Source organism: Serratia nevei (assembly GCF_037948395.1).
Classification (GTDB): Bacteria; Pseudomonadota; Gammaproteobacteria; order Enterobacterales; family Enterobacteriaceae; genus Serratia; species Serratia nevei.
The window spans coordinates 1,125,614-1,151,909 of sequence record NZ_CP149940.1 but is presented as its reverse complement, the minus strand read 5'-3'; the positions used below and the strand labels follow the sequence as shown (position 1 = coordinate 1,151,909).

The window sequence follows — 26,296 nt, the reverse complement described above, 5'->3', positions numbered from 1 at the left end:
AGGCAGTATGGAAATTTTCAATCTGGACAATCATCCCCACGTCGAACTGTGCGATCTGCTAAAGTTCCAGGGCTGGTGTGAAAGCGGCGGCGCCGCCAAAGAAGTCATCGCCGAAGGGCAGGTGAAAGTCGACGGCAAGGTCGAAACCCGCAAGCGCTGCAAGATCGTCGCCGATCAGGTGGTGGAATTCAACGGCGGCAAGGTCACGGTTAAACCCTAACCCGCAGCCATAGAAAAAGGCGCTGAATTCAGCGCCTTTTTTGTTTTTCCCTGCGGCCGGATTACTTGCGGCGCCAGGTCGTGCCCTGCGGGCCGTCTTCCAGCACGATGTTCATCTCGTTCAACCGATCGCGGGCAGCATCCGCCAGCGCCCAGTCCTTGGCGGCGCGCGCTTCGTTACGCTGTTTGATCAGCGCTTCGATCTCCGCCACTTCGCCGTCGTCAACCTGAGCGCCCCCTTGCAGGAACTGCTCCGGCTCCTGCTGCAGCAGGCCGAGCACGTTCGCCAGCTTACGCAGTTCCGCCGCCATACCGTTGGCCGCCGCCATGTCTTCACCCTTGAGGCGGTTAACCTCGCGCGCCAGATCGAACAGCGCCGAGTAGGCTTCCGGGGTGTTGAAGTCGTCGTCCATCGCTTCGCGGAAGCGGGCTTCGAACGCTTCGCCGCCGGCCGGCGCGGCGTCGGCATCGGTGCAGCGCAGCGCGGTATAGAGGCGCTCCAGCGCGGTGCGCGCCTGTTTGAGGTTCTCTTCGCTGTAGTTCAGCTGGCTGCGATAGTGGCCGGACATCAGGAAGTAACGCACCGTCTCCGCATCGTAATGGCCGAGCACGTCGCGAATGGTGAAGAAGTTATCCAGCGATTTGGACATTTTCTCTTTGTCGATCATCACCATGCCGGAGTGCATCCAGTAATTGACGTACGGGCCGTCGTGGGCGCAGCTCGACTGTGCGATCTCGTTCTCGTGATGCGGGAACATCAGATCGGAACCGCCGCCGTGGATATCGAAGTGGGTGCCCAGCTGCTTGCAGTTCATGGCGGAGCATTCGATGTGCCAGCCCGGACGGCCCGGCCCCCACGGCGACTGCCAGCTTGGCTCGCCCGGCTTGGACATCTTCCACAGCACGAAGTCCATCGGGTTGCGCTTCACATCGTCGATCTCTACGCGCGCGCCGGCCTGAAGCTGATCCAGATCCTGACGCGACAGCAGCCCGTATTGCGGATCGCTGTCGATGGAGAACATCACGTCACCGTTGCTGGCCACATAGGCGTGATCGCGATCGATCAGGCGCTGGGTGATCTCGATGATCTCGGCGATGTGCTGGGTCGCGCGCGGCTCTTGATCCGGGCGGTCGATCAGCAGCGCGTCGAAGTCGGCGTGCATTTCCGCCAGCATGCGTTCGGTCAGCTGGTCGCAGGTTTCATGATTTTCCGCCGCGCGGCGGATGATTTTGTCGTCCACGTCGGTGACGTTGCGCACGTAGTTCAGCGAATAGCCGAGATAGCGCAGGTAACGCGCCACCACGTCGAAAGCGACAAAGGTACGACCGTGGCCGATGTGACACAGGTCATAGATGGTTACCCCGCACACGTACATGCCCACTTTCCCGGCATGAATGGGTTTGAATTCCTCTTTTTGACGACTCAGGGTATTAAAAATCTTTAGCATCGGGAGATTCCGTGGTGTGCGTGATAACAAAAAAGATAACCGGGCTTCAGGTTTTCCGCCCGGTAGCGTATTGAAACCTGAAGCCTGATCTATTGCAAGGTTAAGGCCATGCTTTGCTGATTTCACGCGAATAAAATGCGCGAAATTCGGCGGCTGGCGCAATTGTTATAATATAACATAAATGCAATTACCACAGACAGTGCACGGTTGAGCCGCTGCTGACTCGCTGGGGCGGATATGTTATAAGGGCGGTCTGAATGTTCACTCGCTTTACGTGACGTCTCACTTCACCTTGTTAGGATTAAAACTATGGTTACTTTCCACACCAATCACGGCGATATCGTTATCAAGACCTTTGCTGACAAAGCGCCGGTTACCGTTGAAAACTTCCTGAACTACTGCCGCGCCGGTTTCTACGACAACACCATCTTCCACCGTGTGATCAACGGCTTCATGATCCAGGGCGGCGGTTTCGAGCCGGGCATGAACCAGAAAGCGACCAACGCGACCATCAAGAACGAAGCCAACAACGGTCTGAAAAACACCATCGGCACCCTGGCAATGGCGCGCACCAACGATCCGCACTCCGCCACCGCACAGTTCTTCATCAACGTGGCTGACAACGACTTCCTGAACTTCCGCGGCGAAAACGTGCAGGGCTGGGGCTACTGCGTGTTTGCTGAAGTGGTTGAAGGCATGGACGTGGTCAACAAAATCAAAGGCGTGAAAACCGGCCGCAGCGGCATGCACCAGGACGTACCGGTAGAAGACGTCGTGATCAACAGCGTGACCGTCAGCGAGTAATCGCGGCTGCATGAGTACGCTGTTCATCGCAGATCTGCACTTGTGCGCACAGGAACCGGCAATCACTGCCGGTTTTCTGCGTTTTTTACGGCGCGAAGCAGTTCACGCCGACGCGCTGTACATCCTCGGCGACCTGTTTGAAGCCTGGATCGGCGACGACGATCCCGAGCCGCTGCACGCGGAGATCGCCGCGGCGCTGAAAGCGCTGCAACAGGCCGGCGTGCCCTGCTACTTCATCCACGGCAACCGCGATTTTCTGCTCGGCAAGCGCTTCGCCCGCGCCAGCGGCATGCAGCTGCTGCCGGAAGAGAAAGTGCTGGAGCTGTACGGCCGCAGGATCCTGATCCTGCACGGCGACACCCTGTGCACCGACGATCAGGCCTATCAGCAATTCCGCCGTAAAGTGCACAACCCGCTGATTCAAAAATTGTTCCTGGCGCTGCCGCTGCGCTGGCGACTGAAGATCGCCGCCAACATGCGCGCCCGCAGCCAGCAATCCAACCAGTACAAGTCGGAAGCCATCATGGACGTCAACCCGCAGGCAGTCGAACAGACGATGCTGCGCCACGACGTGCACTGGATGATCCACGGCCATACCCATCGCCCGGCGGTGCACCGGCTGGCGTTGAGCAACGGCGAAGCCCATCGCGCGGTGCTGGGCGCCTGGCACGTCGAAGGATCGATGGTCAAAGTCAGCGCCGACGCCGTCGAGCTGATCCAATTCCCATTCTGAGCCCCGGACTGGCGCGCGAGTGAAAATTCGCGCTTTCGGCGGTGAAAACCGGCGACGCAACCGTTTTCCTCGCCGTGCGCTCATGGTATGCTCTACGCCCTCATTCGGCCCTCAGCCGACGCCAGACAAATCACAGGAGCCTTACACCCATGGGAGCCAACGCCGCTTCAGCCGCCACTACCGGGGCGAAAATCGCAATTGTAATGGGATCGAAAAGTGACTGGGCCACCATGCAGTTCGCCGCCGAAGTCCTGACCCAGCTCGAAGTCCCCTTCCATGTCGAAGTCGTTTCCGCCCACCGTACGCCGGACAAGCTGTTCAGCTTCGCCGAGCAGGCTACCGCCAACGGCTTTGACGTGATCATCGCCGGCGCCGGCGGTGCGGCACACCTGCCGGGCATGCTGGCGGCGAAAACCCTGGTGCCGGTGCTGGGTGTGCCGGTGCAAAGCGCCGCGCTGAGCGGCGTAGACAGCCTCTACTCCATCGTACAGATGCCGCGCGGCATTCCGGTGGGCACGCTGGCGATCGGCAAAGCCGGCGCCGCCAACGCCGGGCTGCTGGCGATGCAGATCCTGGCGCTGCACGACGCCGCGCTGGCGCAGCGTTTGGCGGACTGGCGTCGGGCGCAGACCGAAGAGGTGTTGAACCACCCCGATCCGCGGGAGGACGCATGAAGCCGGTTTGCGTACTGGGCAACGGCCAGCTGGGGCGCATGCTGCGCCAGGCCGGCGAACCGCTGGGCATCGCCGTTTACCCCATCGGCATCGATGCCGAGCCCGAGGCGGTGCCGTATCAGAACAGCGTCATTACCGCCGAGATCGAACGCTGGCCGGAAACCGCGCTAACGCGTGAACTGGCGACCCACAGCGCCTTCGTCAACCGCGACATCTTCCCGCGCCTGGCCGATCGCCTGACGCAAAAACAGCTGCTCGACCAGCTCGGCCTGGCGACCGCGCCGTGGCAGCTGCTGGCGAGCGCCGCCGAATGGCCGCAGGTATTCGCTTCGCTGGGCGAGCTGGCGATCGTCAAACGCCGGGTCGGCGGCTATGACGGCCGCGGCCAATGGCGCTTGCGCCCGGGCCAGGAAGCCGAACTGCCGGCCGACGCCTATGGCGAGTGCATCGTCGAGCAAGGCATCAATTTCTCCGGCGAAGTGTCGCTGGTGGGCGCGCGCGGCCACGACGGCCGTTCGGTATTCTACCCGCTGACCCACAACCTGCATGAAGACGGCATCCTGCGCACTAGCGTGGCGCTGCCGCAGCCCAACCCGGCGCTGCAGCAACAGGCCGAGCAGATGCTGGCGGCGATCCTGAACGAGCTGAACTACGTCGGCGTGATGGCGATGGAGTGCTTTATCGTCGGCGATCGGCTGCTGATCAACGAACTGGCACCGCGCGTGCACAACAGCGGCCACTGGACGCAAAACGGCGCGTCCATCAGCCAGTTCGAGTTGCATCTGCGCGCCATCCTTGGCCTGACGTTGCCGCAGCCGGTGGTGAGCACGCCGTCGGTGATGGTCAACCTGATCGGCACCGCCGTCAACGAACAGTGGCTGTCGCTGCCGCTGGTGCATCTGCACTGGTATGAGAAAGAGGTGCGCCCGGGCCGCAAGGTCGGCCACCTCAATCTGAACGACCCGAGCGCCGCCGATCTGCGCCAGGCGCTGCAGGCGCTGGCGCCGCTGCTGCCGGGCGAATACCAAAGCGGGCTGGCCTGGGCACAGCAGAAGCTGGCCTAAAGCACCGCCGCCGAAAGTAAAAGGGGCTAGCCTTAGGCTAACCCCTTTTTTCATCCCGCTAAGTCAACATCACCCCTCATAACTGCGGAACAGCGCCCGGCCGCGCAGCAGGCGCACGCCCAGCCAGCCGCCGCACAGCGACAGCAGCAGCGCGCTGGCCATCGGCAACGCCCACCACAGCACCGGCGTCGGCGTCCACGGGAAGTCGAATACCCGGCTCTGCAGCAGCCACAGCGCCGCCTCGGCGCCCACCGCCGCCGCGATGCCCGCCACCAGCCCCAGCAGGGCGAACTCACACCACAGCGTGCGGCGCAGCAGCCGTTTGCCGGCCCCCAGCGTGCGGTACACCACCAGCTCCTGGCGGCGCTGACGCATGCCGACCTGCACCTGCGCCAGCAGCAGCAGGCCACCGCACAACACCACCAGCACCACCATCACCTCCAGCGCGCGGCTGACCTGCTGCAGCACGCCGCCGACCTGTTTCAGGATCGCGCCGATGTCCAGCAGGCTGAGCGTCGGAAATTGGCGGTTGAGCTGGGTCAGCATCTGGCCGTCGCCGTCGTAGCGGAAGCTGGTAAGCCAGGTCTGCGGCTGGCCGTCCAGCGCGCCCGGCGGGAAGATAAAGTAAAAGTTCGGCTTCAGGCTTTCCCAATCCACCTGGCGCAGACTGGTGACCTTGGCGCTGAACGCCTGGGTATCGCCGCTGAAGGTCAGCGTGTCGCCCAGCTTGATCTTCAGCCGCCCGGCAATGCCTTCATCCATCGAGACTTCGCCGCTTTTCGGCGGCCAGCTGCCCGCCACCAGCGGATTATGATCCGGCAGATCGGCCAGCCAGGTCAGGTTCAGCTCGCGGTTCACCGCCTCGCCGCCCGGATCGTCTTCATGCACCCGCTCGGTCGCCAGCTGCTGGTTTATCTCGGTCAGGCGCACCCGGACGATCGGATAATAGGTTTCCGGCTTGATCTGGTGCTGCTGCAGGAAGGTTTTCACCTGCGGCACCTGCGCCTCGGTCATGTTGAGCAGGAAATAGTTCGGGCTGTCCGGCGGCAGCTGTTGCTGCCAGCGTTCGAGCAGATCGCCGCGCAGCACCAACAGCAGCGCCAGCAGCATGAACGACAGCGAAAATGCCGCCAGCTGGCTGATGGTCACCCACGGCTGATGCAGCAGGCGGTTAACCGCCAGCCGCAGCGCCAGGCTCTTGAGCGTGATGCGGCGCAGCAACAGCAGGCTGCCCCAGCCGATGCCGCCCAGCAGCAGCGCCAGCACCGCCATACCGGCCAGGATCGCCCACAGCAGCGTGCTGGCCCCCATCAGCGTCACCAGCAGCGCCACCACGACCGCCGCCGTCACCGGCAGGAAGTAGCGCAGCGGCCAGACGTTGGCCACCACGTCGCGGCGCAGCACCCGCAGCGGTTGGGTAGCCAGCAGCTGACGGTACGGCCGCAGCCCGACCAGCAGTGAAATCAGCACCAGCGCGCCGAGCGCCCACAGCCACGGCCAGGCGCCGGCGGCAGGCAATGCGGCCGGTAACACCGGTTTCAGCAGGCGAATCAACAGCGCTTCGAACGCCAGCCCGATCGCCCCGCCGCACACCGCCGCCAGCGCCATCACCGCCAGCCACTGGCCGACGATCAGCTTACGCAGCGCGCCGTGCCCGGCGCCGAGGGTTTTCAGCACCGCGATCAGATCGTAGCGGCTGCGGCAATAGTGGCTCATCGCCACCGCCACGGCGGCGATCGACAACAGCAGCGTCAGCAGGGCCGACAACAGCAGGAACTGTTGGGATCGCTGCAGCGACTTGCCGAGCGCGCTGCCGGACTCCTGCAGCCCGAACCAGCGCTGATCCGGCGTCAACTGCGGCGTCAGCCGTTCTTCGTAACGTTGAATATCCGGCTCGGCGCCGGCGAACATATAGCGGTAGGTCAGGCGGCTGCCCGGCTGCACCGCGCCGGTCTTATCGACGTCCGCCAGGTTGATCATGATGCGCGGCGCGGTCTGGAACGGGTTGAAGCCGGCGTCCGGCTCCTGAATGATTTCACCGGCGATGCGCAGCGTGGTGTCGCCCACCTCGAGCGAATCCCCGACTTTCACGTTCAGCAGCGCCAGCAGACGCGGTGCCACCAGCACGCTGCCCGGTTCGGGCTTGATGTTGGCCGGGCGCGTTTCCAGCTTGCCGTACAGCGGATAGGCCAGATCGGTGGCTTTCACGTCCGCCAGCTGCGGCCGATCGCCGGCATAGGTCATGGTGGTGAACGACAGCTGACGGCTCAGCTTCAGCCCCTGCTGCTGCGCGTCCAGCAGCCAGCCTTCCGGCACCGGATGCGCGCTGCGCAGCACCCGATCGCCGGCGATAAAGTCGCGGCTCTGTTGACTGAGCCCTTTGTCCATACGATCGCTGATGCTGCCCAGCGCCAGCACGCAAGCCACGGAGAGCGTCAGCGCCAGCCAAACGATCAGCAGCGACGGCGAGCGCCATTCGCGCCAGAACCAGCGCCAGATCATGCTTCCTCCCACAGCTTGCCTTCGCGCAGCCGCAGCCGCCGCTGGCAGCGCGCCGCCAGGGTTTCGTCATGGGTCACCAGGATCAGGGTGGTGTCAAAATCGCGATTGAGGGAAAACAGCAGGTCGGCGATGCGATCGCCGGTCTGACGATCGAGGTTGCCGGTCGGTTCATCGGCGAACAGCACCCGCGGCCGGCCGCTGAAGGCGCGCGCCAGCGCCACGCGCTGCTGCTCGCCGCCGGACAGCTGCGCCGGCAGGTGATCGAGCCGTTTGCCCAATCCCAGCTGTTCCAGCAGCTGCACCGCCTGCTCGCGGCTTTGCCTGTCGCTCTCGCCGCGCAGCAGCGCCGGCAGCTGCACGTTTTCCAGCGCGTTCAGCGTCGGCACCAGCATGAACGACTGAAACACGAAGCCGACGTTCCTGGCGCGCAGCGCGGCGCGGCCCTCTTCGTCCAACGCGGTCAACGACTCGCCAAGCAGGCGCACCTCGCCCTCGCTGCCGTCATCCAGCCCGGCCAAAATGCCCAGCAGGGTCGATTTCCCCGATCCGGATTCGCCGATCAGGGCGATCGTCTGCGCGGGTTTGACAAGCAGCTCGACTCCGGTAAGGATGGTGAGCTGATGCTCACCCTGACCAACGTGTTTACTAAGATGATGAACTTCAAGAACGTTTTCCGCTGGCATCTTCCCTTCCTTTTGCTGTTGGGATTATTCAGTTTACGCGCTGTCGCCGCCGATACCTTGTTGATTTTGGGCGACAGTTTAAGCGCCGGCTACCGCCTGCCGATCGAGCGGGCCTGGCCGACGCTGTTGGCCGAACAGTGGCAGAAAAAACCGGGCGCGCCGCAGCTGGTCAACGCCAGCATCAGCGGCGACACCGCCGCACAGGGGCTGGCGCGTCTGCCCGCGCTGCTGAAACAGCATCAGCCGCGCTGGGTGCTGATCGAGCTGGGCGCCAACGACGGCCTGCGCGGTTTCCCGGCGCAGGACGTACAGCGCGATCTCGGCCAGATCATCACACAGGTGCAGCAGGCCGGCGCACAGCCGCTGCTGATGCAGATCCGCATCCCGCCGAACTACGGCCGCCGCTATACCGAAGCGTTCAGCGCCGTTTACCCGGCGCTGGCCAAGCAGTTCAACATTCCGCTGCTGCCGTTCTATATGGAACAGGTGGTGGTGAAGCCGGAATGGATGCAGGATGACGGATTGCACCCCAATGGGGACGCCCAGCCGTTTATCGCCACCTGGATGGCGGAGCGCCTGGAACCGCTAGTAAAACATGAGTCTAACTAAATTAGGGTCGTACACTAGGTAAAGTTATGCAAAAAGCAGTATTGATAACCGGCTGCTCCAGCGGGATTGGACTGATTGCGGCGCAGGATCTGCGCAACCGCGGCTATCGGGTGCTGGCCGCCTGCCGCAAACCGCAGGACGTGGAAAACATGCGCCAGCTCGGGCTGGAAGGCATCGAGCTGGATCTGGACGACAGCGCCAGCGTCGAGCGCGCCGCCGCCGAGGTGATCGCGCTGACCGGTGGCCGCCTGTACGGCCTGTTCAACAACGGCGGCTTCGGCGTTTACGGCCCGCTCAGCCGCATTTCGCGCAGCCAGCTGGAGCGGCAGTTCGCCACCAACCTGTTCGGCACCCACCAGCTGACCCAGCTGCTGTTGCCGGCAATGCTGCCGCACGGCGAAGGGCGCATTATCCAGACCAGCTCGGTGATGGGGCTGGTCTCCAGCGCCGGGCGCGGCGCCTACGCCGCCAGCAAGTTCGCGTTGGAGGCCTGGTCGGACGCGCTGCGCATGGAGCTGCACGGCAGCGGCATTCAGGTCAGCCTGATCGAACCGGGGCCGATTTCTACCCACTTTAGCCAGAACGTCAACCAGGCACAGAGCGACAAGCCGGTGCACAACCCCGGCATCGCCAAGCGCCTGACGCTGCCGCCGGAGGCCATTCTGCCCAAGCTGCGCCACGCGCTGGAAAGCCCGCGCGCCAAACTGCGCTACCCGGTGACCCTGCTGGCGCACGCCATGAGCGTGCTGCGCCGCATTCTGCCGGGCCGCTGTCTGGATTGGCTGCTGCGCGGCAACGCTTAATTCGCCCGCCGGGGTTGAAGAATGGCGGCGCGCCCCCATCTACACCCCATGGCTCCGCACGATCAGAGAGAAAAAAGATGCTAGCTCAAGCTGTTGTTGATATTAACGAAACTAACCTGCACCAGACGCTGGAACAATCGATGTGCATTCCGGTGCTGTTTTACTTCTGGTCCGAGCGCAGCCAACACTGCCTGCAGCTCACGCCGGTGCTGGACAAGCTGGCGGCGGAATACGCCGGTCAGTTTATTCTGGCCAAGGTGGACTGCGACGCCGAACAGATGATCGCCTCCCAATTCGGGCTGCGCTCCATTCCGACGGTCTACCTGTTCAAAGACGGCCAGCCGGTCGACGGCTTCCAGGGCCCGCAGCCCGAAGAAGCGATCCGCGACTTGCTGCAGCGTTTCCTGCCGAAGGAAGAAGACCTGAAACTGGCGCAGGCGCAGGAACTGCTGGCCGCCGGCAACGCCGCCGAAGCGTTGCCGCTGCTGAAAGACGCCTGGCAGAGTAGCCAACAGCGCAGCGACATCGGCCTGACCCTGGCCGAAACCCAGATCGCGCTCAGCCGCAGCGAAGACGCCGAAGCGGTGCTGGCAACCATCCCGCTGCAGGATCGCGATACCCGCTATCAGGGCCTGGTGGCGCAGATTGAACTGTTGAAGCAGGCGGCGGACACGCCGGAAATCCAACAGCTGCAACAGCAGGTGCAGCAGCAGCCGGACAACGTCGAGCTGGCAGTGCAGCTAGCGCTGCAGCTGCATCAGGTCGGGCGTAACGAAGAAGCGCTGGAGCTGCTGATGGGGCATCTGAAGAAAGATCTGGCCGCCGCCAACGGCAACGCGCGCAAGACCCTGATGGACATTCTGGCCGCGCTCGGCACCGGCGACGCGCTGGCCGCTAAGTATCGCCGCCAGCTGTACTCCCTGCTGTACTGATATACCCTTCTTCTTTCCAACCGCATCGTTATCGGCTGCATGTTCGAACCCCAGTCACTTAGTTATCTAAGCTCCTGGGGTTTGTCACGTTTGCCGCCTGGACGCAACTGGAAATCCATTGGGTATATCTGTTGTCCCAAAGTAAATATTGAAGGGTATCCCCTAAATAGTTCGAGTTGCATCAAGGCGGCAAGTTTGTAAGTCCCCGGGAGCTTACTCAAGTAAGCGAGCGGGGCGCGCAAACGCAGCCAACACAGATGCAGCTTGAAATATGACGGGGATATCAGCGATAGACCCGCACCCCACCTTCCACGCCCGCCGGGCTGAACAACACCTGCCACAGCTGAATGTTGCGCGAACGGAACGCGCCGGCGCAGGCGTTCAGGTAATAAGTGAACATGCGTTCGAAGCGCTCGGAATAGCCGCCGGCCAACTCTGGCCACGCCCGTTTGAAGTTCTCCAGCCAGGCCATCAGCGTGCGATCGTAATCGGCGCCAAAGTTGTGCCAATCCTCCATCACAAAACGCCCTTCGCTGGCCTCGGCGATATGCCGCACCGAAGGCAGGCAGCCGTTGGGGAAGATGTATTTGTCTATCCAGGCGTCGACGTTGAGATCGGTCTGATTGGAACCGATGGTGTGCAGCAGGAACAGGCCATCCGGCTTCAGGTTGCGCGCCGCGACGCTGAAATAGGTCTCATAGTTTTTCGGCCCGACGTGCTCGAACATGCCGACCGATACGATGCGATCGAACTGGCGATCCAGATCGCGGTAGTCCTGCAGCAAGATCTCGACGTCCAGCCCGGCGCAGCGTGCCTGCGCCAGCTTCTGCTGCTCGGCGGAAATGGTCACGCCGTGCACCGAGACGCCGTAGTTTTGCGCCGCAAACTGCGCCAACCCGCCCCAGCCGCAGCCGATATCCAGCAGCGTCATGCCCGGTTTCAGCTGCAGTTTTTCGCAGATCATCCGCAGCTTGGCCTGCTGCGCCTGCTCGAGCGTCTGCGCCTCTTTCCAGTAGCCGCAAGAGTATTGCATGTAAGGATCGAGCATCGCCCGGAACAGGTCGTTGCCGATGTCGTAGTGCTCTTTGCCCACCTGCCAGGCGCGCTTGCGCGATTGGCGGTTGAACAGCCGGGCATAGGCAACGCGCGCGATGTCGCTCAGGCTTTTCGGCAGCCGCTCATCGACGCCGGCCTGCAGAATGCGGGTGAACAGCATGTCCAGCCGTTCGCACTCCCACCAGCCGTCCATATAGCCTTCGCCAAAACCGAGCGAGCCTTCCTGCAAAATGCGTTTGAACAGCGCCGGGTTGTGCACCCGGATATCCCAGGCGCGCGGGCCGTTGATGGCGACGCCGGCTTCCGCCAACATCTCCTCCACAATGCGATACCAGCGATCCTTCTTCTGGGCGAGTTCATCAACACTGAGCGAATCCATAACAATCCTTGGCCGAAATGTCATTTCAAAAAGCATAGTCGCAAATAAAAATGACAAATTTTTGACGGTAAATACGGGGGTGTTTTTACTCTAGCCAAGGCGAGCAACATCATGAAATGAATAAAAATTATTGAAATCATGCCATTTAGGCATACTTATCCGCGCCAGCGCGGGCGCGGATAAACCGACGGCGGCTAAGGCAAAATAGAGGTGCCGGCCTGGCCCGCCAGCACCGCGTCGATATCCTGCAGGCCACCGATATGGGCCGTCCGCCCGGTGCGATCGACGAAGCGGCTGACCGCCATGATCTTCGGCCCCATGGCGCCGTCCGCCACCGCCATCGGCGCCAGTTCCTGCGTGGTGGCGCGCCGGATAGCGCGCTGGCGCGGCGTGCCCCACTCCTGGTACACCGCGTCGGCATCGGTGAGGATCACCAGATGATCGGCCCCCACCTGCTCCGCCAACAGCGCCGCAGCCAGATCTTTGTCGATCACCGCTTCGCTGCCCGTCAGCCCATGCTCGCCGGCGATCATCGGGATACCGCCGCCGCCGTTGCAGATCACGATGTGCCGCTGCGACAGCAGCAGCGTGATCGCCTCGATGTCGAGGATCTTTTGCGGCGCCGGCGAAGGCACCACCCGGCGGATGTAGTTGCCGTCCGCCTTCAGCGTCCAGCCGTATTTGGCCTCCAGCGCCTGCCGCTGTTCCGGCGCATACACCGGCCCGATGAACTTGCTCGGCGCCTGATAATCCGCATCCTGCGCATCCACCAGCACCCGCGTCAGCAGCGTGGACACCGGCTGCTGCGGATGGCTGGCGCTCAGCTGCTGCGCCAGCATATAGCCGATCATGCCCTGGCTTTCGGCCACCAGAATATCCAGCGGATAAGGCGGCACATCGCGGTACGCCAGGTTCTGCAACGCCAGCAGCCCCACCTGCGGCCCGTTGCCGTGTACGATGGCAATGCGGTATTTCTGCGCCAGCTTGCCGATGGCGTCGGCGATAAGGGCGATGCTCTTATACTGATTTTCCGCAGAGAGCACGGCTCCGCGCTGCAATAGGGCGTTGCCGCCCAACGCAATGACCAAGGTTTTCATGGTTTGCACCCGTAGTTGAAATCATACCGTCCCGGCCGGATCCGCGATCCGGCCCTCGTGTTCACACCGCGCGCCGCACAGTGCGTTAATCGTCGTCACCCCCAGCCACACGCCCAGCAGCGTGTCCGCTCCCGAGAAGTGCCCCAGGCTCAGCACCGCCGCCACCGCCGCCGATACGCCTTCAGGCGCCCGCAGCCCCTGCGCCAACGCATGCAGCGGCGTGGCGAACAGGCCCTGCTCGGCGTAACGCAGGTAGTGCGCGCTCACCAGCGTGGTCAGCGCGTCCAGCGGTGGCGTCTGGGCGAAAAACGGCGCCAGCCCGCTAACCGGGATGCGGCTGTCGAGGTGGGCGCTCAGCAGCAGGCCGAGCAAGGTGTCGTCGTTGCTCGGCGTCAGCCCCGGCCCCTTGCCCAGCGCCTGGTGCCAGTCGACCGTGTCGCCCCGCAGCCAACGGGAAAAATCCCGCACCAGCGCGGCCGGCTCCGGCGTTAACGGCTGCCTCACCAATCGGCCCAGCTCGCCGTGCAACCCGCACTGCGCCGTGCAGCGCTGCAATACCGCCGTCAGCGGCCGATCGGCAATGGCCGCACGCGGCGCCAGCGCCAGATCCCGCGCCGCCGTGGCGGGCCGCACCAGGAGCGCATCCAACGTGATGCCTGTGGCGGAGAAAGCGCAGCGTCGTACGGACGGCACCACACGCCGCACGCGATCGAAATCCCGCGCGCCGAGCTGCCACCCCATCGGACTCAGGCCGCTGCCGGCGCGGTGCAGCGTCAGCAGCCGTGCGTTTTCCGTCAGGAAATTGATCGCGTTGTTGAAGCTGCCGACGCAGCGCAGCGCGCCGTAATCCTGCGTCGCATGGCGGCTGCCGGCCAACGCGATAATGTCCATATGCGCCTCCGTTCGCTTACGCCGTAATGCCGAGCTTGTCGGCCAGCGCTTCGATCGCTTTCTCGAAGCAGCCGAGCGGTGCACGCACCGTACCGGCGCCAATTTGCCCGACCCCGGCTTCGCGGTGGGCGATGCCGGTGTTGATCAGCGGCGTGATGCCGGTTTCCACCACCCGCCGGGCATCCAGCCCCAGGCAGGCGCCCTGGAAGTCCCAGGTCGGGATCTGCAGCATCATGTTGCGCTCGAGGTAGATTTCCGCCATTTCCTCGGAGATGTCGGTGGCGGCGCTCATGCCGCCGGAAGCCCCGACGAAGCGCGTCACGCCCGGTGCCGCCACCATCGCCGCGCCGCCAATGCCGAAGGTTTCGGTGATCGCGCTGTCGCCGATGTCCGGGTTGGCGTCTGCCTGGCTGAAGCCGGAGAAGAACAGCCCTTCCGGCGTGTTCACCGGCGCGGTGAACCAACGATCGCCCATCCCGCTGATCTTGATGCCGAAATTCTTGCCGTTGCGGGTCATTACCGTGACGATGGTGCCCTGCTCAATCTCCGCCCCGGCGTCCATCGCCGCCTTGCAGTAGGCCATCGCCAGATTGAGGAAGAACTGATCGGTGATGCTGAGGAACTGCATCACCTGCGCCAGCTCCGCCTTATCGCGCGGCAGCAGGCTGATCTCCGGCGCCAGCCTGCGCATCAGCAGCGCCGAGGCCGCGATATTGCGCTGGTGGAATTCGTCCCCCATGCTGATCGCCTGCGCCATCAGCGCGGTCAGATCGATCCCTTCCTCCAGCGTCGCCAGCACCGCTTTCAGCACCGGGGCCAGCGAGTCGCGCATCCAGCGCAGGCGCTGCTGCACGTCCTCGCCGTAGGCGCCGAAGCGCATCACTTTGCCGATGCCTTCGTTCATGTTGCAGTAGGCGTAATTGCCGTGAACGGTGTTCCTGACCACCACCATCGGCATGTGGGCCGAGGTGATGCCGCCCATCGGCCCCACCGCGCTCACGCTGTGGCACGGGATAAACTCGATTTCCCCCTGCGCCAGCAGCGCCAGCGCCTGCTGCTCATCCTGCGCCCAGCCTTCGAACAGGCAGGCACCGATGCAGGCGCCGCGCACCGGGCCGCTCATCTCTTGCCAGGTGACCGGCGGGCCGGCATGCAGCAGCTTGCGCCCTTCGGCCAGTTGCGGGATCAAGCGGTGCGCCAGATCCACATCCTGCCAGTGCGGGCGCGCCTCGCGGATACGGGCGATAACGGCGGCGTTTGCTTGCTCAATCGTTGCGTACATAGCGGTTCCTTACTTTAATTTTTTCAAGATGTTGGCTAATCGTTGATCGCCACCGGCTACCGGCGCCCACTGGTAATGCACCACCGGAATGTCGCTGGTTTGCAGGTCATCGGCGAAGCTGCGCAGCCCGGCGTTGATCACCGCGACGCCGTCCAGCAAGGCCGGCCGTTCGCGTTCGAGTGCGGGTAAGACGGGGGTAATCAGCTGATGCGCCAGCGCGACCGCCGCCGGCAGCGACGGCATCACCGCGATGCCGGCTTCCTGCAGGGTGGCGATTTGCCGCGAGCGCTGCTGCGGATCCTGTTCGGTGCCGGTGACGGTGGCGATTGCCGCCAGCGGGTGGGCCGCGCCGCGCGCCGCGCGCACGTTGGCCACCTCAGCCGCCAGCGACGCCGCCGGATCGTCCTGAGCGCCGAAGCCGATCACCACGTCCAGCAGCAACACGCCAGTCTGCGGCTGCTGCGCCAGGCGGGCGATTTCTTGATTGCGGGCGGTCGGGTCAATCATCGGGTGCGGGCGCCCCTGGGTATAAAAGTCATCGCCCATGTCGATAATGCGATGGCCGTCGGCCACCAGCATGGCGCCGCGCGGGTGTTCGCTATCCACCGGCAGGGACAGTTTTTCCGCCAGCAGCATCGCGCATTCGGCCGCCAGCGTGCCGCCGGCGTACAGCCCGGCGATTTTGCCGCCGGGGACCGCTGGCTGCTGCGCCGCCTGTTGCTGCACGCAGCCCAGCATCGCCGCCAGCCGCGCCGCTTCATCCAGCGTGGCGGCGAACGTGATGTTGCCCTCCTGGCGCACGGCGGACTGCGCGCCGAGGAACAGCGCCACCACCGGCTTGCCGAGCGCTTTCATCTCGTCGATCACCCGTTGGCGCACCTCGGGTGCCGGCGGTTTGGACACGAACGCCAGCACAAGACTCTGCGGATCCGCTGCCAGCATGCGCAGCGCGCTGATGGCGCTGATGCCGCCGATCTCCGCCGTCAAATCCCGCCCGCCGAGGCCAATGGCGTGCGAGATGCCCTGGCCTGCCAGGGTAATTTGCGAAATAAGCTCCTGAATGCCGGTGCCGGAGGCGCCCACTACGCCGATAGAGCCGGCGGGCGCCACGTTGGCGAACGCCAGCGGCGCGCCGGCGATGCAGGCGGTGCCGCAGTCCGGCCCCATCACGATCAGCCCGCGCTCGCGCGCCTTGGTTTTCAGCGCCACTTCCTGCGCCACGCTGACGTTGTCGGAGAACATCATCACGTTGCAGCCGTCTTCCAGCGCGCTATCCGCCAGCTCCGCCGCGTATTCGCCGGCGATCGAGATCAGCGCCAGATTGGCGGCGGGCAGCTTCTGCCTGGCGGTGCGCCAGCTACGTGCCCGCAGCAGTTTTTTGCCGCCCTGGCCCCCCTGCGCAATCGCCTTGAGCGCCGTCTCCAGCGCCGCGCCGATCTCCTCGGCGATCGTCTCGTCGGCGGACTCCGCTTTGATCGCCACGCAAATATCGTTCGGCGTCGCTTCGCTAAACTGCGGGTGCCAGAAACCGGTCACCTCCAATAAGGACTTATTGGCCGGTGTCCCCATCATGACGGATATTTCCTCGACCTTGGGAGATTCACTGAGTTTGCGGGAGATCAACATCAGGCTGACGGAATCCTGAAAGCTCCCCTTTTTAATAAAAGCATGGATCATGGTGATATCCTTAAGACAGCATTTAATAATATCGGCAATATTTCCCGCACCGGCGGTGCGGCGATGCATTGAATCCAGCGAAAAGGTTAATGATCAAGCTACAAATTAAAACCACGCCCAGAGGTGAGTACGGTCACACTTTATCTATTGTTAGAAAAAATAACTTAATCGCCTGAATATTAGTTAATCCAGACGGGAATAATCATTTATAAAAAAACTTCTAACAATGGCGATTTAATTCAACGAATTTTTAATCCAATCGGATAAAACGCATCTGGATCACATTATTCCCCCCCGGTATTTATACATTACAACGCAGAGGCGAATTAAATAAACCGTAGTGATAAAAGGACTGTATATGAAGGTCTCTAAACAACAATTACATCAGCTTATCCAGCAAAAAATTCACGCCGCCGGCCTGAGCCAGGAACACGCCGGCATCGTCGCCGACGTGCTGGTTCATGCCGATGCGCGCGGCATTCATTCTCACGGCGCGGTCAGGGTCGAATACTATTCCGAACGCATCAGCAAAGGCGGCACCAACAATCACCCGCATTTCACCTTTGAAAAAACCGGCCCCTGCAGCGCCATTTTCGACGGCGACAACGGCGCCGGGCACGTGGCGGCCAAGCTGAGCATGGATCGCGCCATCGAGATGGCGAAAGAGAACGGCGTGGCGGTGGTGGGCGTACGCCGCATCGGCCACAGCGGGGCACTGTCGTACTTCGTGCAACAGGCGGCGCGCGCCGGCATGATCGGCATTTCGCTGTGCCAGTCCGATCCGATGGTGGTGCCGTACGGCGGCGCCGAAGTCTACTACGGCACCAACCCCATCGCCTTCTCCGCGCCGGGCGAAGGCGACGAGCTGATCACCTTCGATATGGCCACCACCGTACAGGCCTGGGGCAAAGTGCTGGACGCCCGCTCGCGCAACGCCGCCATCCCGGATACCTGGGCGGTGGACGCCGAGGGCAAGCACACCACCGATCCGTTCGCCGTCAGCGGGCTGCTGCCGATCGCCGGGCCGAAAGGCTACGGCCTGATGATGATGGTCGACGTGCTGTCGGGCATTTTGCTCGGCCTGCCGTTCGGCAAACACGTCAGCTCGATGTATCACGATCTCAGCGCCGGCCGGGAATTGGGCCAATTGCATATCGTTCTGAACCCGGGTTATTTCACCAACGAATCCGCATTCCGTAAAAATATCAGCCAGGTCATGAAAGAATTGAATGCCGTTAAGCCGGCGCCGGGCGTCAGCAAAGTGCTTTATCCAGGGCAGAACAGCCATGCGCGTGAAATGGAAAGCGAGAAAAACGGTATCGAAATCGTCGACGATATTTATCAATACTTAATTTCAAATGCTATTTACCAGCGTTCTTACGACCATAAAGATCCCTTCGCCAGTTAACGCACTCTTATTATCGTGGGCTTTTTACGCCGCGGCTCGCGGTTGATATGTCAGAGCCGGGGAGAAAAAAGAAAACCTTCATCAGCGCGCTCAGCGCAATAGGCCGGCCGGCGGCGAATAGCATCAGCCCTGGCCGCATCGCCGCTGAGACACAACATGCGGGCAGGTAAAAATGAAAGACTTCCAACAAGAAATCCGTGATATTTCCGGCTGGTTATCGAAAATCGGCGCCGATCCCAGCGGCGGCATGACGCGTCTGCTTTATACTCCGGAATGGATCGAAGCGCAGCACGCGTTGAAAAATACCTTCGAGGCCGCTGGGCTGAGCACCCATTTTGATGCGGTCGGCAACCTGTTCGGCCGACTGGAGGGCAGCAAATACCCCGACCAGGTGATTCTCTCCGGTTCGCACATCGACACGGTGGTCAACGGCGGCAACCTCGACGGCCAGTTCGGTATCGAAGCCGCCTTCATGGCGATCAAACACCTCAAAGACACCTACGGCCCGCCGCTGCGCAGCCTGGAAGTCATCGCGCTGGCGGAAGAAGAAGGCAGCCGCTTCCCTTATGTGTTCTGGGGCAGCAAGAACATCGTCGGCCTGGCCCGGCGGGAAGACGTGCAGCACATTACGGACGCCAAGGGCGTCGGCTTCGTCAACGCCATGCGCGACGCCGGTTTCGATTTCCCTCCGCCGCATCAGCCGCTGCGCAGCGACATCGCGGCCTTCGTCGAGATCCACATCGAGCAGGGCAAGGTGCTGGAAACCGAAGGCAAAACCATCGGCGTGGTGACCAGCATCGTCGGCCAACGGCGCTATGACGTGCGTCTGCAGGGCGAAGCCAACCACGCCGGCACCACCCCGATGAGTTACCGCCGGGATACCGTGCACGCCTTCAGCCGCATCTGCTGCGAATCGATCGCCAAGGCGCGCGCCGAGGGCGATCCGCTGGTGCTGACCTTCGGCAAGGTGGAGCCGAAGCCGAACACCGTCAACGTGGTGCCGGGCTTCACCCACTTCACCCTCGACTGCCGCCACACCGATCAGGCCGCGCTGCTGCGCTTCACGCAGGAGATCGAGCAGGATATCCAGCGCATCTGCGCCGAGATGGGCATCGAGGCCGAGATCGATCTGTGGATGGACGAAGCGCCGATCCCGATGAACGAACAGCTGGTGGCCTGCGTCAGCCGCCTGTGCGAAACGCAGCGGCTGAATTACCGCATGATGCACAGCGGCGCCGGACACGACTCGCAAATCTTCGCCCCGCGCGTGCCGACGGTGATGATGTTCGTGCCGAGCATCGCCGGTATCAGCCATAACCCGGCGGAAAAAACCGCCGTCGCCGATCTGAACGAAGGGGTGAAAATCCTGGCGCAGACGCTGTATCAGCTGGCCTACACCGAACAGGGGGCCGAGGCATGAGCAACGACATCGACCCGCGCTACTGGAAAAAGATCGTCGTCGTGCTCTGTCTGGGCTGGGCGGTGATCTGGATCTATCGCACCGTCCTGACGCCGATCTTCCCCGAGATCCAACAAACCATCGGCGCGCACTCCAATGCGGAAATGGGGCTGATCGCCAGCTTCTACTTCTTCGCCTACACCGGGATGCAGATCCCGGCGGGCATCCTGGTGGACAAATTCGGCAAGAAGGTGGTGCTGATCCCGGGCTTCTGCCTGTTCATCATCGCCACGCTGCTGATCGGCAACGCCACCAGCCTGACCATGGTCTATGCCGGCAGCCTGCTGGCGGGCATGGGCTGCGGCTCTTATTACGGCTCGGCCTACTCCCTGTCGTCGGAGAATATCCCGCTGGAACGCCGTGGCCTGGCGACCGCGGTGATCAACAGCGGCTCGGCGCTCGGCATGGCCATCGGCCTGATCGCCTCCAGCCTGCTGGTGAAAAGCTTCAACATGAACTGGCAGATCATGCTGTTCATCATCACCGGCCTGCTGGTGGTGATGACGCTGGTGTTCGCCGTGGTCATCAAAGGCTCGCAGCCTCAAGCCCCGGCGGCCGTCAGCCAGACCGCTGCGCCGACGGCTGCCGAGCCCGAAGAGGACGGCCAGGCCAGCGGCCTGTTCAGCCTGCGCATGATCTCCGCCTACGCAATGTACTTCGCCACCTGCTACGGCTACTACATGATAGTCACCTGGCTGCCCTCGTTCCTGCAGCAAGAGCGCGGCTTTGAAGGGGTGGCCATCGGCTTCTCCTCCGCCCTAGTGGCGTTCGCGTCGGTGCCGGGCGCGCTGTTCTTCAGCCGCATGTCCGACCGTTTCCGCAACAAGAAGGTGCAGCTGATCATTTTCCTCGAGCTGTGCGCGGCGGTGATGCTGGTTTGCACCGTCATTTCGCCGGACTCCACCATGCTGCTGATCAGCCTGATCCTGTACGGGTTGCTGGGTAAGCTGGCGGTCGATCCGATCATGATCTCCTTCGTCGCCGACAACGCGCCGAAGAAAGGCTATGGCACCAGCTTCGGCGTGTTCAACTTCTTCGGCATGTCCTCGTCGGTGATCGCCCCCTTCCTCACCGGCGTGATCTCCGACAGCACCGGCTCCAAGGTGATGGGCTTTTACATCTCCGCCGCCATCCTGCTGGTGGGCACCGCCATTTTCTTCACCGTCAACGTCTTGATGAAACGCACTACGGCAGCCCGAACGGCCACCGAGGCCTGACGGCGCTTTTTTACCGGGCGCCGCCGCGGCGCCCTTTCAACGATCAGGAGAATCAACGTGGGTTACTTCAACAATCAAACCGGTTATCCAACCGACATTCTGTCAACGCGCGCCATCATCAAACGCGGCAACTATGCGCTGATCCCGCCGAACGGCCTGGTGCGCAACGTCATTCCCGGTTTTGAAAACTGCGACGTCACCATCTTGTCGACGCCGAAACTGGGTGCCACCTTCGTCGATTATCTGGTGACGCTGCACGACTGCGGCCGCAACACCAAAGGCTTTGGCGGCGAAGAGCTCGAAACCTTCGTGTACGTCATCGACGGCGCCATCACCGCTTCCGCCGACGCCACCGACTACCCGCTGACCGCCGGCGGCTACCTTTACTGCCCGGCGGGCGTCACGATGCGGTTGGAAAACGCCAACGGCGGCCAATCCAGCCGCCTGTTCCTCTACAAGCGCCGCTATCAGCGCATCAAGGGTTACGAGGCGCACGTGGTCAGCAACAACGTCGCCAACCTGGAGCAGATCCACTACGAGGGCATGAGCGAGGTGATCCTGCAGGATCTGCTGCCGAAAGATCTGGGCTTCGACATGAACATGCACATCCTCTCCTTCGCCCCCGGCGCCAGCCACGGCTACATCGAGACCCACGTGCAGGAGCATGGCGCCTACATTCTCAGCGGTGCCGGCGTGTACAACCTGGACAATGAATGGATGCCGGTGAAGCAAGGCGACTACATCTTCATGGGCGCCTATGTGCAACAGGCGGGCTATGCGGTGGGCCAGGAAACCTTCAGCTACATCTACTCCAAGGACTGCAACCGCGACGTCGAGCCGTAAGCGCTTCGCCGCCAAAACCAAGGCCACCTGCTCGCGCAGCGTGGCCTTCTTTTTTATTTATCCCAATCGCCGGCCGATGCGCATCGCGCGGGCGACGTTGGCGGCGCTGCGCTGCAGGTTGAGTTCCCCTTGCGACAGCGCGACCGCCAGCGTACTCAGGCGCGGCAGAATACTGAACATCGCGTCGATCCCCTGCGCGTGCAGCGCCTCCGCCCCGTCCTCCACCACGCCGGCCAGCGCGATGACCGGCAGGCCGCGCGCGCGCGCCAGACGAGCGACGCCGGACAGCGCCTTGCCGCCCAGCGTTTGGCTGTCGATGCGCCCTTCGCCGGTGACCAGCAGATCGGCCTCCGCCAGCGCCTGCTCCAGGCCCAGCGCCGCCATCACGATCTCGATGCCCGGCTTCAGCGTTGCGCCGAGAAACACCTGGCAGGCGATCCCCATGCCGCCCGCCGCCCCGCCGCCGGCGACGTGCCGCACGTCGCGGCCGGTACTCTGGCGGATCACCTCGGCATACTGCGTCAGGCCCTGTTCCAACTGCGCCACCATCGCTGCCGTCGCGCCCTTCTGCGGCCCGAACACCACCGCCGCGCCACGCGGCCCCACCAGCGGATTGTCTACGTCGCAGGCGACCTCAATCCGGCACTGCCGCAGGCGCGCATCCAGCGTACTGAGATCGATTCCGCTCAGCGTCGCCAGCTCGCCGCCGCCCCACGGCAGCGCCTTGCCGTCCGGGCGGTAGAAGCGCCCGCCCAGCGCCTGCACCATGCCGACGCCGCCATCCACCGTGGCGCTGCCGCCGATGCCGAGGATCAGGTGGCGAATGCCCTGATCCAGCGCATGCAGGATCAGTTCGCCGGTGCCGTAGCTGGTCGCCAGCAGCGGGTTACGGCGCTCGGCCGGCGTCAGCATTAACCCGCTGGCCGCCGCCATTTCGATCACCGCCGTCTTGCCGTCGCCGCTGACGCCGTAAAACGCCGCCACCCCTTCCCCCAGCGGCCCCGTGGCGGTCACGCTCACTTTGCGCCCGCCAGTGGCGGCCACCAGCGCGTCCACCGTGCCTTCGCCGCCGTCGGCGATCGGCAGGCACACGCACTCGGCATCGGGATAAACCTCGTGAAAGCCGCGCGCGATCGCCCGCGCCGCCCGCTCCGCGCTGACGCTTTCTTTAAATGAATCCGGTGCAATAACAATTTTCATGATGCCTCCTTTATTCGAGACGAAATAAAAAATGGCCATGCCTTCCCCCGCTGAAATAATCAGATGAGAAATGCACGGCGAAATAAAATAAAACTGTTGCCGACTATTTAATGAAGATAATGGGAAGTGTTATTTATTGACCCATTTCGCCGGCACGCTGTAGGTTAATATCGCCCCCAGTATCATCATTGTCGATAAGACGCACATCGCCGCCAAATTGCTGTGGGTCAGCTGTTTGAAATAACCGATGATATAAGGCGAAATAAAACCGCCGATATTGGCGATGGAATTGATGAGCGCAATGCCCGCCGCGGCGCAGGTGCCGGTAAAAATGGCGTTCGGCAGGCTCCAGAACAGCGGCGACGGCACCAGGCTCGACGCCACCGCCACGCACAGCGCCGCCATCACCACGTGCTTGTTGTCCGGGAACAGGCCGATAAAGATCAGCGACACCGCGGCGATGCAGAACGGCACGATGATGTGCCAGCGCCGCTCGCGATGCTTGTCCGAACTGCGCGCGGCCACCAGCATCGCCACCACCGCCAGCATGTACGGCAGCATGGTCAGCAACCCGATATCCATCACCGAGGTCACGCCGGTGTCGCGAATGATGGTCGGAACCCAAAACGCCAGCCCGCCCTGGCCCATCACGGTGCAGAAGCAAATCAGCCACATTTTGGTGAACGCGGACGATCTCAGCATGCTTTTCATCGTCCATTCCTGCCCGCCGGCACCGCCCTGGCGCGGCGCGCTCTGCGCCATATCCTCTTTGATCAGCGCCTTCTCCTGCGGGCTGAGCCACTTGGCGCTCTGATAGGTATTATCCAGGAAACAGAAGATGACGACGGCGATCAGCAGCGCGCGCGGGCCGCTGATAAAGAACAGCCACTGCCAGCCGGAGAGGTTCATCAGGCCGTTCATGTGCTCGATGATCCACCCGCACAGCGGGCCGCCGATGATGTTGCTGACCGGGATGCCACACACGAACAGCGCGGTCATCTTGGCGCGCTGGCTGGACGGGAACCACAGCGTCAGATAGAGGATCACGCCGGGGTAGAAGCCGGCCTCCGCCAGCCCCAGCAGGAAACGCGCCAGGTAGAATTGCCAGGGATTGGTGATAAAGATGCTCAGCATCGAAATCGCCCCCCACACCACCATCAGCAGCGCGATGATCTTTCTGGCGCCGTAGCGGCTCAGCAGAATGTTACTGGGTACCCCGGCGATGATATAGCCGATGAAAAACACCCCGGCGCCCAGCCCGTAAACGGCTTCGGCCATCGAGACATTGCCGTTCAGAATATCGGGCATCATTTGAAATTTCGAAAACGAGATCCCAACCCGATCGAGATAACCGACGATATAGCTCACTAATAAAATGGGCATAATGCGCCAGGCGATTTTTCGATATAAACGGTTTTTGTCAGGGGCGGTAAGAATATCTTTATTAATAACAGCATTATCGGTTGCCATATTCAGTGTCTCCTCGGTTGGCATCCTGCTTTTTACTTTTTATTGTGCTGAATCATTTTTTATTGGATTGGCGGGGACCCTCTTTATTTATCATAAAGAGGGCGTTATTAATGTCGAACATCTCTGATTCTAACGATAAGCCGGCAAATCAAATGCCGGGGGTGCTCTTAGCCGGCCACCCGGTGGTTGCCCATGATTTCCAGCGCCCGCACCAGCGCGGAGTGATCCAGCTCGCCGTCGCCATTGGCGGCGCAGACGTTGAACAGCTCCTGGCAGGTGGCGGTATTCGGCAGGCTGAGCGCCAGCGCCTTCGCGCCCTGCAGCGCCAGGTTGAGATCCTTCTGGTGCAGCGAGATGCGGAACCCCGGCGCGAACGCCCGCTTGATCATCCGCTCACCGTGCACCTCCAGAATGCGCGACGAGGCGAAACCGCCCATCAGGGCTTCGCGCACCCGGGCCGGATCGGCGCCGGCGCGCGAGGCGAAGACCAGCGCCTCGGAGACCGCTTCGATGGTCAACGCCACGATGATCTGGTTGGCGACCTTGCAGGTTTGCCCGTCGCCGTTGCCGCCGATCAGCGTGATGTTCTTGCCCATCAGCGCCAGCAGTGGCTGCACCCGTTCGAAGGTCGCTTCCTCGCCGCCCACCATGATGGTCAGCGTGCCCTGTTTGGCACCCACTTCGCCGCCGGAAACCGGCGCGTCCAGATACTGGGCGCCCAGCTGGTTGATACGCTGCGCGAATCGCTTGGTCTCCAGCGGTGAAATGGAGCTCATGTCCACCACCACTTTGCCGTTCAGCTTGCCGGCGGCGCAGCCGCGTTCACCGAACAGCACCTCTTCCACCTGCGGCGTATCCGGCACCATGATAAAGATCACGTCCGCCTCATCCGCCACCTGCTGCGGATCGCGGCAGGCGATGGCCCCTTGCTGCAACAGTGCCGCCGGCACCTCATGCCGGGTGTGGGCGTAAAGCGTGTGCCCACCCGCCAGCAGTTTTTCCGCCATCGGCGCGCCCATGATGCCCAGACCGATAAATCCCACTTTCATTTTCATCTCCTCAAGACAGGTATTTTTTAATCCATGACAGGCCGCTTTCCGTGGTGGTGAGCGGTTTGTATTCACAGCCGATCCAGCCGCGATAACCCATGCGATCCAGCTGCGCGAAGATAAACTCGCAGTTGATTTCACCGGTGCCCGGCTCGTGCCGCCCCGGATTGTCGGCGACCTGAATGTGGTCGATCTTCGCCAGCAGGCGCTCAAGGGTCTGCGTCAGCTCTCCCTCCATGCGCTGCATGTGGTAAAGGTCGTACTGCAGATACAGGTTGGGGCTGCCGATCGCCTCGATCAGTTCGATCGCCTGCCGGGAGGTTTGCAGGTAGAACTGCGGCATGTCGTAACGGTTGATCGGTTCGATCAGCAGACGGATATTCTGCCGCGCCAGAGCGTCGGCGGCGTAGCTCAGATTCTCTTTCACCCGTTCGTCGGTGGCGTGGCGGCCGACGGCGGGATCCGGATTGCCGATCAGACAGTTGATGCGATCGCAGCCCAGCGCCTGCGCATACTCGATCGCGCGCCCAACGCCGTCGCGGAACTCCGCTTCGCGCCCCGGCAAGCAGGCGATGCCCCGTTCGCCCGCTGCCCAGTCGCCGGCCGGCAGGTTGAACAGCACCTGGCTCAGGCGATGCGCCTCCAGTTCGCTGCGCAGCGCGGCGATCGGGTAGTCATAGGGAAACATGTATTCCACCGCGCTGAAGCCCTGCTCCTTCGCCCGGCGGAAGCGCTGCATGAAATCGACTTCGGTGAACAGCATGGACAGGTTGGCTGAAAATTTCGGCATGGTAAGG

General features: G+C 62.6%; 24 protein-coding genes. 12 read left to right on the top strand and 12 right to left on the bottom strand.

Annotated elements, in window-relative coordinates; all coding sequences use genetic code 11:
- The first annotated feature begins 7 nt into the window (after window positions 1–7).
- The gene (gene ybcJ / locus V8N38_RS05420; protein WP_049278727.1) at window positions 8–220 is read left to right on the top strand and encodes a ribosome-associated protein YbcJ; all 213 of its coding nucleotides are present in this window, start codon (window positions 8–10) and stop codon (window positions 218–220) included.
- Between the two features lie 61 nt (window positions 221–281).
- Here the strand turns inward: ybcJ and cysS are convergent, their stop codons facing one another.
- Complete coding sequence (gene cysS, locus V8N38_RS05415; RefSeq protein WP_147839415.1) at window positions 282–1,667, bottom strand: cysteine--tRNA ligase; 1,386 nt, start codon at window positions 1,665–1,667, stop codon at window positions 282–284.
- 309 nt (window positions 1,668–1,976) lie between these two features.
- On the opposite strand from cysS, the gene ppiB reads away from it, so the two are divergent.
- From ppiB to purK, 4 genes are all read left to right on the top strand, one after another.
- The gene (gene ppiB, locus V8N38_RS05410) at window positions 1,977–2,471 is read left to right on the top strand and encodes a peptidylprolyl isomerase B (protein ID WP_004940183.1); all 495 of its coding nucleotides are present in this window, start codon (window positions 1,977–1,979) and stop codon (window positions 2,469–2,471) included.
- A gap of 10 nt (window positions 2,472–2,481) precedes the next feature.
- Entirely contained in the window at window positions 2,482–3,204 is a 723-nt protein-coding gene (locus V8N38_RS05405; protein ID WP_060440541.1) for a UDP-2,3-diacylglucosamine diphosphatase, read from the top strand.
- Between the two features lie 149 nt (window positions 3,205–3,353).
- Window positions 3,354–3,878 carry a 5-(carboxyamino)imidazole ribonucleotide mutase gene (purE, locus tag V8N38_RS05400; protein WP_060423515.1) on the top strand — a complete coding sequence of 175 codons (525 nt, stop codon included), beginning with the start codon at window positions 3,354–3,356 and terminating at the stop codon, window positions 3,876–3,878.
- Complete coding sequence (purK, locus tag V8N38_RS05395) at window positions 3,875–4,942, top strand: 5-(carboxyamino)imidazole ribonucleotide synthase (RefSeq protein WP_147839414.1); 1,068 nt, start codon at window positions 3,875–3,877, stop codon at window positions 4,940–4,942. Before purE ends, purK begins: the two co-directional genes overlap by 4 nt.
- A gap of 69 nt (window positions 4,943–5,011) precedes the next feature.
- Here the strand turns inward: purK and ybbP are convergent, their stop codons facing one another.
- Window positions 5,012–7,444, bottom strand: coding sequence for a putative ABC transporter permease subunit YbbP (gene ybbP, locus V8N38_RS05390; protein ID WP_147839413.1), 2,433 nt, complete (start codon window positions 7,442–7,444; stop codon window positions 5,012–5,014).
- Window positions 7,441–8,127, bottom strand: coding sequence for a putative ABC transporter ATP-binding protein YbbA (ybbA, locus tag V8N38_RS05385; protein WP_004940192.1), 687 nt, complete (start codon window positions 8,125–8,127; stop codon window positions 7,441–7,443). The genes ybbP and ybbA overlap by 4 nt, the downstream gene beginning before the upstream one ends.
- Between ybbA and tesA the strand changes: the two genes are divergently transcribed.
- The 3 genes from tesA (at window position 8,098) to V8N38_RS05370 (ending at window position 10,471) form a co-directional block, all read left to right on the top strand.
- Window positions 8,098–8,736 (top strand): multifunctional acyl-CoA thioesterase I/protease I/lysophospholipase L1, encoded by a 639-nt coding sequence (tesA, locus tag V8N38_RS05380; protein WP_164268474.1) that lies wholly within the window; start codon window positions 8,098–8,100, stop codon window positions 8,734–8,736. The two genes, ybbA and tesA, sit on opposite strands and share 30 nt — an antisense overlap.
- 26 nt (window positions 8,737–8,762) lie before the next feature.
- Window positions 8,763–9,539, top strand: coding sequence for an SDR family oxidoreductase (locus V8N38_RS05375; RefSeq protein WP_048232880.1), 777 nt, complete (start codon window positions 8,763–8,765; stop codon window positions 9,537–9,539).
- 77 nt (window positions 9,540–9,616) lie between these two features.
- Window positions 9,617–10,471, top strand: a complete 855-nt coding sequence (locus tag V8N38_RS05370; protein WP_147839412.1) for a co-chaperone YbbN — start codon at window positions 9,617–9,619, stop codon at window positions 10,469–10,471.
- 283 nt (window positions 10,472–10,754) lie between these two features.
- Here V8N38_RS05370 and cfa read toward each other — a convergent pair whose 3' ends face one another.
- The 5 genes from cfa to V8N38_RS05345 all read right to left on the bottom strand — a co-directional run bounded on the left by cfa (window position 10,755) and on the right by V8N38_RS05345 (window position 16,853).
- Complete coding sequence (gene cfa, locus V8N38_RS05365; RefSeq protein ID WP_049199945.1) at window positions 10,755–11,906, bottom strand: cyclopropane fatty acyl phospholipid synthase; 1,152 nt, start codon at window positions 11,904–11,906, stop codon at window positions 10,755–10,757.
- Window positions 11,907–12,100: 194 nt separating this feature from the next.
- A complete protein-coding gene (locus V8N38_RS05360) occupies window positions 12,101–13,003 on the bottom strand; it encodes a carbamate kinase (RefSeq protein ID WP_047025725.1) in 903 nt (300 codons plus the stop codon).
- 21 nt (window positions 13,004–13,024) lie between these two features.
- Complete coding sequence (locus V8N38_RS05355; RefSeq protein ID WP_147839411.1) at window positions 13,025–13,894, bottom strand: DUF2877 domain-containing protein; 870 nt, start codon at window positions 13,892–13,894, stop codon at window positions 13,025–13,027.
- Between the two features lie 16 nt (window positions 13,895–13,910).
- A complete protein-coding gene (locus V8N38_RS05350) occupies window positions 13,911–15,176 on the bottom strand; it encodes a DUF1116 domain-containing protein (RefSeq protein WP_055312589.1) in 1,266 nt (421 codons plus the stop codon).
- Window positions 15,177–15,185: 9 nt separating this feature from the next.
- Window positions 15,186–16,853: an acyl-CoA synthetase FdrA gene (locus V8N38_RS05345; protein WP_147839410.1), complete on the bottom strand. Its 1,668-nt coding sequence runs from the start codon at window positions 16,851–16,853 to the stop codon at window positions 15,186–15,188.
- A gap of 358 nt (window positions 16,854–17,211) precedes the next feature.
- On the opposite strand from V8N38_RS05345, the gene allD reads away from it, so the two are divergent.
- The 4 genes from allD (at window position 17,212) to allE (ending at window position 21,780) form a co-directional block, all read left to right on the top strand.
- On the top strand, window positions 17,212–18,261 hold the full coding sequence (gene allD / locus V8N38_RS05340; RefSeq protein WP_060423493.1) for an ureidoglycolate dehydrogenase: 1,050 nt from the start codon (window positions 17,212–17,214) through the stop codon (window positions 18,259–18,261).
- 172 nt (window positions 18,262–18,433) lie between these two features.
- A complete protein-coding gene (allC, locus tag V8N38_RS05335; protein WP_060423491.1) occupies window positions 18,434–19,681 on the top strand; it encodes an allantoate deiminase in 1,248 nt (415 codons plus the stop codon).
- A complete protein-coding gene (locus V8N38_RS05330; RefSeq protein ID WP_043146764.1) occupies window positions 19,678–20,937 on the top strand; it encodes an MFS transporter in 1,260 nt (419 codons plus the stop codon). Before allC ends, V8N38_RS05330 begins: the two co-directional genes overlap by 4 nt.
- Window positions 20,938–20,994: 57 nt before the next feature.
- Window positions 20,995–21,780 carry a (S)-ureidoglycine aminohydrolase gene (gene allE, locus V8N38_RS05325; protein ID WP_060423489.1) on the top strand — a complete coding sequence of 262 codons (786 nt, stop codon included), beginning with the start codon at window positions 20,995–20,997 and terminating at the stop codon, window positions 21,778–21,780.
- Window positions 21,781–21,837: 57 nt separating this feature from the next.
- Here the strand turns inward: allE and V8N38_RS05320 are convergent, their stop codons facing one another.
- The 4 genes from V8N38_RS05320 to hyi form a co-directional block, all read right to left on the bottom strand.
- Window positions 21,838–22,980 (bottom strand): glycerate kinase, encoded by a 1,143-nt coding sequence (locus V8N38_RS05320; RefSeq protein WP_087763301.1) that lies wholly within the window; start codon window positions 22,978–22,980, stop codon window positions 21,838–21,840.
- A 129-nt stretch (window positions 22,981–23,109) separates the two neighbouring features.
- Window positions 23,110–24,363: an MFS transporter gene (locus V8N38_RS05315; protein WP_204275857.1), complete on the bottom strand. Its 1,254-nt coding sequence runs from the start codon at window positions 24,361–24,363 to the stop codon at window positions 23,110–23,112.
- 254 nt (window positions 24,364–24,617) lie between these two features.
- A complete protein-coding gene (gene glxR, locus V8N38_RS05310) occupies window positions 24,618–25,499 on the bottom strand; it encodes a 2-hydroxy-3-oxopropionate reductase (RefSeq protein ID WP_033647242.1) in 882 nt (293 codons plus the stop codon).
- Window positions 25,500–25,509: 10 nt separating this feature from the next.
- Window positions 25,510–26,289: a hydroxypyruvate isomerase gene (gene hyi / locus V8N38_RS05305; RefSeq protein ID WP_033647243.1), complete on the bottom strand. Its 780-nt coding sequence runs from the start codon at window positions 26,287–26,289 to the stop codon at window positions 25,510–25,512.
- Window positions 26,290–26,296 lie beyond the last annotated feature (7 nt).